Here is a 12,346-nt window from a genome sequence, read left to right on the forward strand (position 1 = left end):
CCGGAAAAGTGGGAGCCGGTTTTCCGAAAGATCATGCTCAGACAAAGAGACTTAGATCATGGCCAGCCGCAACATCAGCGTCAGCGAGACCAGCCGGCCGAAACTGCCGCGCCATACCAAGCTGAAATTCGACGAGACGCGGCAGGTCTGGGTGATCCTGGCGCCGGAGCGCGTGCTGGCGCCGGATGAGATCGCGGTCGAGGTGCTGCAGCTGTGTGACGGCATGCGCAGTGTCGCCGAGATGGTGGACCAGCTCGCCGAAAAATACGCCGCCCCACGCGAGGCGATCGCGACCGACGTGATCGCGATGCTGCAGGATCTGGCCGACAAGGGTTTTCTCACCGAAGCGCGCGAGAGCACAGCATGAGCGACACGCTCGCCGACACCAAGACGACAGCGCCGGGCCCGAGCGCAGCCCCAAGCGATGGGCTCGCCGTGCTGGAGAGCCGCCGCTCGGCGGCCGAGACCTACGGCATTCCCCTTGCGGTGCTGCTCGAGATCACCCACCGCTGCCCGCTGCAATGCCCCTACTGCTCGAACCCGGTCGAGCTCGACCGCGGCTCGACCGAGCTCACCACGGACGAATGGAAGAAGGTGCTGAGCGAGCTTGCCGAGCTCGGCGTGCTGCAGATCCATTTCTCCGGCGGCGAGCCGACCGCGCGCAAGGACATCGTCGAGCTGGTGCAGCACGCGACCGATGTCGGGCTCTATTCCAACCTGATCACCTCGGCCGTGCTGTTGACCAGGGACAAGCTTTCGGCGCTGGCCGACGCCGGCCTCAGCCATGTGCAGATCAGTTTTCAGGGCAACGAGCCCAACGTCGCCGACCGCGTGGCCGGGCTGAAGGACGCGCACAAGAAGAAGCTCGAGGTCGCCAAATGGACGCGCGAGCTCGAATTGCCGCTCACGGTGAATGCGGTGATGCACCGGCAGAACCTGCATCAGCTGACCGACATCATCCAGATGGCGGTCGACCTCGACGCCGACCGGCTCGAGGTCGCCAACGTGCAGTATTACGGCTGGGCGCTGAAGAACCGTGCCGCGCTGATGCCGACGATCGAGCAGATCGAGGAGACCAGCCGCATCGTCGAGGAAGCCCAAATGCGCCTGAAGGGCACGCTTGCGATCGACTATGTGGTGCCGGATTACTACGCGCTGCGGCCGAAGAAATGCATGGGCGGCTGGGGCCGCCAGTTCTTCAACATCTCGCCGGCCGGCAAGGTGCTGCCGTGCCACGCCGCCGAAAGCATCACCGGGCTTGAATTCGAATCGGTGCGCTCGAATCATTCGATCGCCTGGATCTGGCAGAACTCGGAGGCCTTCAACCGCTATCGCGGCACCGGCTGGATGCCGGAGCCGTGCAAGGGTTGCGAATTCCGCGAGATCGATTACGGCGGCTGCCGCTGCCAGGCCTTTGCGCTGACCGGCGATGCCGGCAACACCGACCCGGCCTGCGCGCTGTCGCCGCGACACGAGGAGATCTTCAAGCAGGCCGAGCAGGAATCCGCCGGCACGCAGAACCGCTTCCTGTATCGTAACTTCGCCGGCGGCACGTTGGAGACGGACGCCCCCCGAAACGAATCCCAGGACAAGCGCAATGGCGCCTGACGCCGACGTCGGCAAGGCCGCGAGGCGTGCCGATCCCTTTGCGCCGCTGACGTCGGAATGGCTCGACGTCGGCGATGGCCACGATCTCCATGTCGAGAGCGTCGGGCGCGAGGGTGGCATTCCCGCGGTCTATCTGCATGGCGGCCCCGGTAGCGGCTGCCAGCCCGATCATCGCCGGCTGTTCGATCCCGAGCGCTTTCACGCCGTGCTGTTCGACCAGCGCGGCTGCGGCCGCAGCCGGCCGAAGGGCAGCCGCGACAACAACACGACGCAGCACCTGATCGCGGACATGGAGAAGATCCGCGAGCGGTTCGGCTTCGCGCGCTGGATGGTGGTCGGCGGCTCCTGGGGCGCGACGCTGGCGCTGGCCTATGCGCAGGCCCATCCCGAGCGGGTCAGCGGGCTCGCACTGCGCGCGACGTTTCTCGGCACAGCCGAGGAGCTGGACGACGTTTTCCTGCGCGCCCTGCCGCGCTTCTATCCCGCCCTCCACGAGGACTTCCTCAACTTCCTGCCCGAGAGCGAGCGCGCAGCACCGCTTGCGGCCTATTATCGCCGCATCCTCGATCCCGACGCCGCCGTGCATGCGCCGACCGCGCGCGCCTGGCACGACACCGAACGCGCGTTGTCGGAGCACACGCCGAAGCAGACGCGGCTCGATCTCAAGGCCTCAGGCGCCCTGCCCTCGACGCCGTTCATGGAGGCGCACTACTTCGCCAACGATTGCTTCATGCGGCCGCGTCAATTGATGGACGAGGCCGGCAAGCTCGCCGGCATTCCCGGCATCCTGGTCCAGGGCCGTTACGATCTGTTGTGCCCGCCCGCAACATCGCACGCGCTCGCCGCGCGCTGGCCGGGCAGCGAGGTCCGCATCATCGATGGCGCCGGCCACATCCTCTACGATCCCGGCATCCGCAACGCCGTGATGAAGGCGATCGCCGACCTCGCGGCCAAGCGCTAGACCGCCGCCGGAACGCACCCGACGTCAAGGAGCCGGTGAAGAACTCGACCGGCTCCCTTGCTTCCCTCAATGTTTGCACTTGCCGGGAGGACATGCCGGCGCTGCCCGTGGCGCCGCGGCCGCGGGCCTTGGCGGCGCCGCCATCCGCGGTGGCGGCGCTGCATGTTGCACCTGCATCGCCGGCCGAGGCGGCGGCGCGGCGCGCGGAGCCGGTGCCGGCGCCGGACGCGGCGGCAAAGCCGCAGCACGAGGTGGCGGGGCAACCGGCCGCGGCGGGGGAGCCGCAGCCCGCACGGGCGGAACTGCGGCATGGACCGGCGGAGCTGCCGCATGCGCCGGCGCGGGCCGGGAGACCGGCGCCGGCGACACTGCGGCGCGCGCGGGTGCCGGGTGCGCCGCCGGCGTCGGCCGTGTCGACATCGCGCTGTTCGCCGGCGACGGCGCCGCCGAGGGCTTCACGTTTGCGGTCGGCGCGGTCGCCGCATGCGGAAGCGGTTGCGCACCTGGCTTGCCGGCGGCCGCGGGTGAGGCGGGCGCGTTTGTCGCCGGCGCGGCACCGGGCTTGGCCGGAGGAGCAGGCTGCGCATTGGCAGGCGCCATGGCAGTCGCCGGCTTGCCCGGCACCACCGCATTCGGCTTTGCGCCAGGTTGCGCGGCGCCGGGTTGTGCGGCTCCCGGCGGCACAGCGCCATGCTGCATGGCATTGGCCGGTGCGGTCGCCGACTGCGGCAGCGGCGGTCCATTTTTCGCGCCCGGCAGGGTATGCGCACCCGGCGTGCCCTGCGCGCCCATCGCATTCGGAGCGGCGGCAGCATTCGGAGTGGCAGCAGCGTTCGGCGCCGCGGCAGCGTTCGGTGCGGCGCGCGGAGCTCCCATCGCCGCGCCCTGCGCGGGCGTCGCGCCTTGCGGAGCGCCCGGCAGATTGGCGCGCTGCATCGCCGCGGCCGGCAGTCGCGGTGCCGCCGTCACCGGCGCGCCGCCCATCGCCGCCGTCACCCCGGCCGCATGGAGCTGCGCCGGCGTCGGGTTGGGATTGTTGATGACCGTGTTGATGACCGTGGTGTTGTGGATGTTGTTGAACACGATGTTGTTCTGCGGCGGCACGACATAGGCCGGTGCGGCGACATAGGCCGGCATCGCCACGAACATCGGCGTCGGCAGCAAGTACAGGCCGATCGGCGGCGGCGGTGGCGGCAGCACGACGAAGTCCGGCGGCGGCGGCGGCAGGAAGAACACCGGCGGCGGCGGTGGCGGCGCGAAGGCGAACACCGGATCGCTGTAATACAGCACCGGGCGGTCGACATAGTCGATCTCGTCGGGCGGCGGTGGCGGCACGTCGTAGTCGAGCACCGTGAACTGCGCCGGCGGCTCCAGCGCGGCCGACAGATAGGCGAGCCGGCGCCGGCAGTCGTAGGCATGCGGCCCGCGCGGATAGCGCCGCAGATACGACCAATACGCATCAGTCGAGTCGGCGTTGTAGGTGCGCCGCCAGGTGATCGCCTCGCGCCGCGCCGCCACGATCGCGCGCACGCGCTTGGCCAGCGGATCGTTCGGATAGGCCTGCAGGTAATCCTCGTAGCCCTGCAGCGTGTCGCGCTCCAGCGCCGCGGCGTAGGCATCCTGCGCCGAGAAATCGCGGATCGGCTTGGTGCGCAGCCCGGCATCGACCTGCTGCGGCGGCGCGTCCGGCTTGCGCTCGAAGAACATGAAGGGCGCGTCGACCTTGTGCGCATCCCACGGGATCTCGGCGCCCTTGGTCATCTCGTTGACCCGCAGGCGGACGCGGTCGAACACCTCGGGCAGAGTCAGGCCGCCGGTGCGGATCATTTCCGCCAGTGCTTGCGCGTAAGGCCCGTAGGGCGGCGCACCGTCAGGAGCAACGGTGCCGGGCGCCGAGTTGAAGGCGATCAGCATCTTCGGATCGGGATCGACCAGCGCAAGACCGCCGGCCAGCGGCTGGCCTTCCTTGGCGAAGGGATTGCTGCGCGCCGCATCGAGCACGATCACGCCAGCCTTGATCGGCAGCGCCGAGAGTTGGTGGCTGTAGTCGGAGATGCGGATCGCCTCGACCGGCACGTCGGTGTCGCGGGCAATCTTGGCATCGACCGGCACGAAATAGTTCTCGCCGGTGAGCTGCACGCCGTAACCGGCGAGATAGACGAAGGCGACGGCATTGGGCCCCGCCTCCTGCACCTTCTGGATGAAATCGCGGAACGATTTGCGCAGCGTCTCGCCGTCGAGATCGCGTGCGCCGATCACGTCGAAGCCGGCGGCCTGCAAGGTCTGCGCGATCAGACCGGCGTCGTTCGCGGCGGTCTGCAACGCGCCGGCCTCATAGGCGCCGTTGCCGACGACAAGTGCGAGACGCTTTTCCTGATCCTGCGCATGCACGGGAAGCGAGGCGAGCGACACCAGACCGACGATCAATGCCCACAGAATGCGTGCCATGGTGGTCGTCCCTTTTCTTCTCGAGAGTTGGCGTAACGAATGAAATGCTACCTCTGTGAACCGGTGCTGAACAGCATTGCAGCAATTGTGGCAATCCTTGGTCTGTGGTGACGGGAACCGGCTTCCCTGGTTTGCGCGATCAGGCGATATTGCGCGGATAAAACAGGCAAAAAAGGAGCACTCGATGCCAATCGCCGGACAAGGCATGCTGCTGACTTCGATGGATATCGACAGCTTGCACGAAGCTGAATTCAATCGCTGGTACGACCGCGAGCATCTCGAGGAACGGGTCGCCATCGACGGCTTTCTGGAAGCCCGCCGCTACGTCGCCCATGACGGCAAGCCGAAATATCTCAGCCTCTACTCGACCGCGACCTTCGATGTGCTCGAGAGCCTGGCCTATCGCAAGGCGCTCGCCAACCAGACCGACTGGTCGAAGGCCAATATCGCGCGCTTTCAGAACATGATCCGCGGGGTCGCGCGCATCACGATCAGCCGCGGCGTCGGCAGGGGCGCAGCCCTCGGCATCATCCGCCTGCGCCCGCCCGCCGAAGGCGCGGACAAACTTCGCGCTGCATTGCGGGAGCAACTCGATCCAGCTTCGCGCGACGGCACCATCTCGATGCACCTTCTGGAGAACGACCCTGATCTGTCGAAACCGCTCACGCCGGATGCGGCGAAACCCGATCCCGGGGCCGGCGACTGGTTCGTGCTGATCGACGCCACCGACGTCGGCGCGATCCCCGCAGCGGCCGCAGGCATCACCGGCAATGCAGCCTTGAAGCCGCTCGTGGTCACCAGCGGCGTCTACAGGCTGTTGTGGGATATCGCGAAGAGCGACCTTCCGCGCGAGTAAGCCTGATCCGAAAGCGTGCGAAGCGCTTTCCCGAAAAACATCTTCTCAAGCAAACGTGGCGGTGCAGATCATGCTGCACCGCCACATAACGCAATCGAGATTAACGCTACACGCGCATCAGCCGCGCGAAAGCTGATGATCGGACAATTTAGCCTTTGCCTTCTCTGGAACGGCTCTAATAAGATAAGCCTATGATCCAATTCAAAAACCAGAACAACGCCACGTGAGCGTTCGTCGTCAACGATAAGGCCGCGCGGGTCTGGCATTTTCGCGCGGGTCAAAGGTAGGAATGAAACCGACTGATATCTCGGCGCCTGACTACTTCCACAAAGTAGTCGATTGCCAATGGGCCTGTCCCGCACACACCCCCGTTCCCGAGTACATCCGGTTGATTGCTGAGGGGCGTTACAGCGACGCCTACATGATCAATTGGAAGTCCAACGTGTTCCCCGGCATTCTCGGGCGCACCTGCGACCGTCCATGCGAGCCAGCATGCCGCCGCGGCCGGGTCGAGGACAACCCGGTCGCGATCTGCCGCCTGAAGCGCGTCGCAGCCGACTTCAAGGACGACATCAAGCATCGGCTGCCGAAGCCCGGGCCGAAGAACGGCAAGCGCATCGCGCTGGTCGGCGGCGGCCCTGCCTCGCTCGCCGTGGCGCGCGATCTCGCGCCGCTCGGCTATCACTGCACCGTGTTCGACGGCGATCCCAAGGCCGGCGGCATGATGCGCAGCCAGATTCCGAAATTCCGCCTGCCCGACAGCGTGATCGACGAGGAGACCGACTACATCCTGAACCTCGGTGTCGAGTTCAGGGGTGGTCAGCGCGTCGACAGCCTGAAGCAGCTGCTCGCCGAGAACTATGACGCGATCTTTGTCGGCTCTGGCGCACCGCGCGGCCGCGAGCTCGACATCCCCGGCCGCAAGGAGGGCGCCGCCAACATCCATATCGGCATCGAGTGGCTGGCCAACGTGTCGTTCGGCCACGTCGACAAGATCGGCCGCCGCGTCATCGTGCTCGGCGGCGGCAACACGGCGATGGATTGCTGCCGCACCGCGCGCCGCCTCGGCGGCGAAAGCGTCAAGGTGATTGTCCGCTCCGGCTTCGAGGAAATGAAGGCTTCGCCGTGGGAGAAGGAAGACGCGCTTCACGAGGACATCCCGATCCTGAACTACATGGTGCCGGTGGCGTTCAAGCATGTGGCCGGCAAGCTGATCGGCGTCACCTTCCAGAAGGTGAAGGCGGAGTACGACGCCAAGGGCCGCCGCAATCTGGTGCCCTCGGGCGAGCCGGACGAGACCGTGCCCTGCGACGATGTGCTCGTTGCGGTCGGCCAGGAGAACGCGTTCCCCTGGATCGAAGCCGATTGCGGCATCGAATTCGACAAGTGGCACATGCCGAAGGTCGATCCCAAGACGTTCGTCTCGACCAATCCGAAGGTGTTCTTCGGCGGCGATGCGGCGTTCGGGCCGAAGAACATCATCTGGGCGGTGGCGCATGGCCACGACGCCGCGCTCTCCATCCACCGCATGCTGTCCGGCGAGGACATCAACGAGCGCCCGCTGCCCGAGGTGCACGTCTCCTCGCAGAAGATGGGCATCCACGAGTGGAGCTACGACAACGACATCTCCGCCGACAAGCGCTTCAAGGTGCCGCATCGCGACAAGGTGGTCGCGCTGAAGGACATCCGCGCCGAGGTCGAGCTCGGCTACGACCTCAAGCTCGCGCTCGGCGAGGCGCAGCGCTGCCTGAATTGCGACGTGCAGACGGTGTTTTCCGCGCCGCTCTGCATCGAATGCGACGCCTGCGTCGACATCTGTCCGATGGACTGCATCAGCTTCACCGAGAACGGTGAGGAGGATGATTTGCGGCAGCGGCTGAAAGCGCCCTCGCCGCATCACGACCAGGCGCTCTACGTCTCCGGCGACCTCAAGACCGGCCGCGTCATGGTGAAGGACGAAGACGTCTGCCTGCATTGCGGGCTGTGTGCCGAGCGCTGCCCGACCGGCGCCTGGGACATGCAGAAGTACCTCATCGATATGGTTCAAGCGGGATCAACATGTCAGTCCAAAGCCCGATCAGCAGCGTAAACGACTTCGTCGTCCGCTTCGCCAACGTCAACGGTTCGGGCTCGGCTTCCGCCAACGAGCTGTTCGCGCGCTCGATCCTGCGCCACGGCGTGCCGGTCTCGCCACGCAACATCTTCCCGTCCAACATCCAGGGCCTGCCGACCTGGTATGAGGTGCGCGTCACCGAGGACGGTCATCTCGGCGCCCGCGGCGGCGTCGACCTGATGGTGGCGATGAACCCGCAGACCTGGGACAAGGACGTCGCCTCGATCGAGCCCGGCGGCTATCTGTTCTACGATTCGACCAAGCCGATGCCGTCGTCGAAATTCCGCGAGGACATCACCGTCATCGGCGTGCCGCTGACCGCGATCACCAACTCGACCTACACCGATCCCAGGCAGCGCCAGCTGTTCAAGAACATCATCTATCTCGGCGCGCTCTGCGCCCTGCTCGACCTCGATCCCAAGCTGGTCGAGCAGCTGATCGGCGAGCAGTACAAGGGCAAGGAGAAGCTGCTGTCCTCCAACGTCCATGCGCTGCATCTCGGCCGCGACTGGGCGCTGCAGAACCTGAAATGTCCGCTCGGGCTGCGGGTGAAGAAGTCCGACAAGGTCGGCGACCGCATCTTCGTCGAAGGCAACAGCGCGGCCGCGCTCGGCGCCGTCTATGGCGGCGCCACCGTGTGCGCGTGGTATCCGATCACGCCGTCATCATCGGTGGCGGAGGCCTTCACCAGCCACTGCAAGAAGTACCGCCACGATCCCGAAACCGGCAAGGCGAAATACGCCATCGTGCAGGGCGAGGACGAACTCGCCTCGATCGGCATCGTGATCGGCGCCTCCTGGAACGGCGCACGGGCCTTCACCGCGACCTCGGGTCCCGGCATCTCGCTGATGACCGAGTTCATCGGCCTGTCCTATTTCGCCGAGATCCCGGCCGTGATCATGAACATCCAGCGCGCCGGCCCCTCGACGGGCATGCCGACCCGCACCCAGCAATGCGACGTGATCGCCTGCGCCTATGCCTCGCACGGCGATACCAAGCACGTGCTGCTGTTCCCGGAAGATCCGGCGGAGGCGTTCGAGTTCGCCGCGGCCGCCTTCGACCTCGCCGAGCGGCTGCAGACCACGATCTTCCTGATGCTCGATCTCGACATCGGCATGAACCACCGGCTGTGCCGCCCGCTGAAGTGGGACGACGCCAAGCAATACGACCGCGGCAAGGTGATGACGGCGGAGATGCTCGAGGAAGGCCGCGACTTCGGCCGCTATCTCGACGTCGACGGCGACGGCATCCCCTATCGCACCTATCCCGGCACGCATCCGACCAAGGGTTCCTACTTCACCCGCGGCACCTCGCGCGACCGCTACGCGCGCTATTCCGAGGAAGGCGCGGTCTACGCCGACAACATGCAACGCCTGGTGCGCAAGTTCGAGACCGCGCAGGACATGGTGCCGCGGCCGCTGCAGGCCAATGCGGCGAAGCCGACCAAATACGGCGTGATCTATTTCGGCTCGACCTCGCCCGCGATGGACGAGGCGATCGGGATCCTGGAGGCGCGCGGCCACCAGCTCGACCGCATGCGCATCCGCGCCTTCCCGTTCCACTCCAGCGTCGCGAGCTTCATCGCCGACCACGACTTCGTCTACGTGGTCGAGCAGAACCGCGACGCCCAGCTTCGCCAGCTGATCGTCAACGAGAACGGCATCGACCCCGTCAGGCTGGTGCCGATCCTGCACTATGACGGCACGCCGATCACCGCGCGCTTCATCGCGGGCGCGATCGGCGACCACCAGGATCATCTCAAGGTGACCCCTCTCCGCAAGGCCGTGACATGACCTACATTGCAAAGCCGAAGTTTCATCATCCCGGCCTGAAGAAGAACGAGCTGGGCTATACCCACCGCGACTATGAGGGGAAGATCTCGACGCTGTGCGCCGGCTGCGGCCACGATTCGATCACCGCCTCGATCATCGAGGCCTGCTACGAGCTCTCGATCGAGCCGCACCGGGTGGCGAAGATTTCCGGCATCGGCTGCTCGTCGAAGACGCCGGACTATTTCCTCGGCAATTCGCACGGCTTCAACTCGGTGCACGGCCGCATGCCGTCGGTGCTGACCGGCGCCAACCTGGCCAACCGCGACCTGATCTATCTCGGCGTCTCCGGCGACGGCGATTCCGCCTCGATCGGCTTCGGTCAGTTCGCGCATTCGATCCGGCGCGCCGTCAACATGACCTACATCGTCGAGAACAACGGCGTGTACGGCCTGACCAAGGGCCAGTTCTCGGCCACCGCCGACCGCGGCTCGAAGTCCAAGAAGGGTGTCGTCAATACCGACAACGCGATCGACCTGGTCGCGATCGCGCTGCAGCTCGGGGCCACGTTCGTGGCGCGCTCTTTCTCCGGCGACAAGACCCAGCTGGTGCCGCTGATCGCGGCTGCGATCCGCCACCAGGGCGCGTCCTTCATCGACGTGATCAGCCCCTGCATCGCCTTCAACAACCACGCCGGCTCGACCAAGAGTTTTGACTATGTCCGCGAGCACAATGACGCGGTGAATCGCCTCGACGTGCTGGTCGGCCGCGATCCGATCAGCGTCGACTATGCGCCCGGCACCGTTCAGGTGGTCGAGCAGCATGACGGCTCCAGACTGGCGCTGCGCAAGCTCGACGCCGACTACGATCCGCATGATCGTCTGGGCGCGATGACCTTCCTGCAGAAGCACGCGGCCAAGGGCCAGATCGTCACTGGCCTGCTCTATGTCGATCCGGATGCCGAGGATCTGCACACCCATCTCGACACCGTCGAGACGCCGCTCAACACGCTCGACGAACAAGCGCTGTGCCCGGGTTCAGCCGTGCTGGACAAGATCAACGCCAGCCTGCGCTGAGCAGTGGCAGCACACTCCGTGTCGTCCCTGCTCCCGTGCGCAATTGCGCACCAGGCAGGGACGACAGCGGAGTTGGTGACGGCTACTTGTCGCTCAAGACGTCGCCGAACAGCGCCCAGGACTTGCCGTCGAACCGCGCCATCTGGATTTGCCGGATCGGCGTCACATTGTCGGGCTCGGTCTGCACCTTGATGCCGGGCAACAGCATCGGCAGCTCGAGCGCCTTCAGATTGGTCGCCTGCTTGATGATGTTGGCGCGGCTGTAATCGCCGTTGCAGTTCTTCAGCACCGCCGTCATGACCTGCGCCACCGTGTAGCCCTGCACGTTGAAGAGGTCGCCCGGGCTCGCATTCGGCTGGTACTTCTTCATCCAGTCCGCAAACTCCTTCTGCGCGGGATCGTCGGCCCAGCGCGGATCGGTCGGATCCTTCAGATAGAGCCCGGTCACGACGCCGATGACGTTCTCGAGACCGGCCGGTTCAAGCACCGCGGAGACCGAGTTCGAGACGGTCGGAAGGATGGTCAGCGGCTTCCAGCCCATGCTCGCCGCCTTGCGCAGCGCCTGGGCCGCGAATTTCGGCGTCGCCTCCGCGAAGAAGACGTCCGCGCCGGACTCGCGCATCGTCACCATCTGGGAATCGATGGTGGGATCGGTCGTGAGATACGTGGTCTCGGCGACGATCTGGCCGACATGCTCGCCGAGCCCGTCCTTGAAACCCCTCAGATAGTCCTTGCCGGCGTCCTCGTTGGGCGTGATGACGGCGATCTTCGCATCCGGCTTGGTCTTCAGGATGTATTTTGCGTAGAGCCGGCCTTCGAGCTCGTAGGTCGGATTGAAACCGACCGTCCACGGGAACTGTTTTGGATCGTTCCAGCGCGTCGCGCCGGAGGACACGAACAGCTGCGGCACGCGCTTGATGTTGAGGTACTTCTGCACCGAGATGTTCGGCGCGGTGCCGACCGCGCTGAAGATCGCGAGCACCTCGTCCTGCTCGACGAGCTTGCGGGTCTGCTCGACGGTCTTCGACGGTGAATAGGCGTCGTCGAGACTCTCGAAGTCGATCTTGCGGCCGTTGATGCCGCCCTGATCGTTGAGCATCTGGAAATATGCGGCTTCGGCACGCGCGATCGTGCCGTAGGCCGACGCCGGGCCGCTATAGGGCGCGGTGTTTCCTATTTTGATCGCGGTATCGGCTGCCACGGACGGCGAGATCAACGAGGCCGTGAGCGCGGTGAAGGCGAGAAAGCCCGCCAGGCGGGAGCGAGTTGACAAGAGCATATCCTTTTCTTGGTTTTCTTGACGCGGCGCACATTATCCATCGCGTCCGCGCAGGCAATCACCAAGAACGTCTCGCGAGATTTCCGCATGCCGGCAATCGCGCTCGCGCATAGAACGCCATGCGCTTTCAAAGTCGGAATGTTGCCGGCATGTTCATGATGTGAGCCTTCGATAGACATGAAGGTTCACCGAGCAAGACTCGCATTCCGCGCGGCGGTGTGCGCCGCGCTCATGTC

General features: G+C 65.6%; 9 protein-coding genes. 7 read left to right on the forward strand and 2 right to left on the reverse strand.

Going from position 1 to position 12,346, the window contains the following annotated elements; all coding sequences use genetic code 11:
* Nucleotides 1-58 precede the first annotated feature (58 nt).
* The 3 genes from pqqD to pip are packed head-to-tail and all read left to right on the forward strand — an operon-like array spanning nt 59 to nt 2,569.
* Nucleotides 59-367 (forward strand): pyrroloquinoline quinone biosynthesis peptide chaperone PqqD, encoded by a 309-nt coding sequence (gene pqqD / locus ACVMB1_RS22845; protein ID WP_057014898.1) that lies wholly within the window; start codon nt 59-61, stop codon nt 365-367.
* Nucleotides 364-1,608, forward strand: a complete 1,245-nt coding sequence (pqqE, locus tag ACVMB1_RS22850) for a pyrroloquinoline quinone biosynthesis protein PqqE (protein WP_076823968.1) — start codon at nt 364-366, stop codon at nt 1,606-1,608. Before pqqD ends, pqqE begins: the two co-directional genes overlap by 4 nt.
* Nucleotides 1,598-2,569, forward strand: coding sequence for a prolyl aminopeptidase (pip, locus tag ACVMB1_RS22855; RefSeq protein ID WP_076823966.1), 972 nt, complete (start codon nt 1,598-1,600; stop codon nt 2,567-2,569). The genes pqqE and pip overlap by 11 nt, the downstream gene beginning before the upstream one ends.
* Before the next feature lie 66 nt (nt 2,570-2,635).
* Here pip and ACVMB1_RS22860 read toward each other — a convergent pair whose 3' ends face one another.
* Nucleotides 2,636-5,017 carry a caspase family protein gene (locus ACVMB1_RS22860; RefSeq protein WP_253589601.1) on the reverse strand — a complete coding sequence of 794 codons (2,382 nt, stop codon included), beginning with the start codon at nt 5,015-5,017 and terminating at the stop codon, nt 2,636-2,638.
* Nucleotides 5,018-5,201: 184 nt separating this feature from the next.
* Between ACVMB1_RS22860 and ACVMB1_RS22865 the strand changes: the two genes are divergently transcribed.
* The 4 genes from ACVMB1_RS22865 (at nt 5,202) to ACVMB1_RS22880 (ending at nt 10,831) form a co-directional block, all read left to right on the forward strand.
* A complete protein-coding gene (locus ACVMB1_RS22865) occupies nt 5,202-5,873 on the forward strand; it encodes a DUF4286 family protein (RefSeq protein ID WP_076823962.1) in 672 nt (223 codons plus the stop codon).
* A 289-nt stretch (nt 5,874-6,162) separates the two neighbouring features.
* Nucleotides 6,163-7,962 carry an FAD-dependent oxidoreductase gene (locus tag ACVMB1_RS22870; protein ID WP_076823960.1) on the forward strand — a complete coding sequence of 600 codons (1,800 nt, stop codon included), beginning with the start codon at nt 6,163-6,165 and terminating at the stop codon, nt 7,960-7,962.
* Nucleotides 7,932-9,779 carry a 2-oxoacid:acceptor oxidoreductase subunit alpha gene (locus ACVMB1_RS22875; RefSeq protein ID WP_018273082.1) on the forward strand — a complete coding sequence of 616 codons (1,848 nt, stop codon included), beginning with the start codon at nt 7,932-7,934 and terminating at the stop codon, nt 9,777-9,779. Before ACVMB1_RS22870 ends, ACVMB1_RS22875 begins: the two co-directional genes overlap by 31 nt.
* Complete coding sequence (locus tag ACVMB1_RS22880) at nt 9,776-10,831, forward strand: 2-oxoacid:ferredoxin oxidoreductase subunit beta (protein ID WP_057014892.1); 1,056 nt, start codon at nt 9,776-9,778, stop codon at nt 10,829-10,831. Before ACVMB1_RS22875 ends, ACVMB1_RS22880 begins: the two co-directional genes overlap by 4 nt.
* Nucleotides 10,832-10,913: 82 nt before the next feature.
* Here the strand turns inward: ACVMB1_RS22880 and ACVMB1_RS22885 are convergent, their stop codons facing one another.
* Nucleotides 10,914-12,104, reverse strand: coding sequence for an ABC transporter substrate-binding protein (locus tag ACVMB1_RS22885; RefSeq protein WP_076824215.1), 1,191 nt, complete (start codon nt 12,102-12,104; stop codon nt 10,914-10,916).
* Nucleotides 12,105-12,346 lie beyond the last annotated feature (242 nt).

This window comes from Bradyrhizobium sp. USDA 4504 (assembly GCF_054063995.1).

Coding starts and splice junctions, on each gene's coding strand:
- ACVMB1_RS22875 (WP_018273082.1), top strand. CDS start 7,932: ATGTCAGTCCAAAGCCCGATCAGCAGCGTAAACGACTTCGTCGTCCGC.
- ACVMB1_RS22870 (WP_076823960.1), top strand. CDS start 6,163: ATGAAACCGACTGATATCTCGGCGCCTGACTACTTCCACAAAGTAGTC.
- pqqE (WP_076823968.1), top strand. CDS start 364: ATGAGCGACACGCTCGCCGACACCAAGACGACAGCGCCGGGCCCGAGC.
- pip (WP_076823966.1), top strand. CDS start 1,598: ATGGCGCCTGACGCCGACGTCGGCAAGGCCGCGAGGCGTGCCGATCCC.
- ACVMB1_RS22865 (WP_076823962.1), top strand. CDS start 5,202: ATGCCAATCGCCGGACAAGGCATGCTGCTGACTTCGATGGATATCGAC.
- pqqD (WP_057014898.1), top strand. CDS start 59: ATGGCCAGCCGCAACATCAGCGTCAGCGAGACCAGCCGGCCGAAACTG.
- ACVMB1_RS22860 (WP_253589601.1), bottom strand. CDS start 5,017: ATGGCACGCATTCTGTGGGCATTGATCGTCGGTCTGGTGTCGCTCGCC.
- ACVMB1_RS22880 (WP_057014892.1), top strand. CDS start 9,776: ATGACCTACATTGCAAAGCCGAAGTTTCATCATCCCGGCCTGAAGAAG.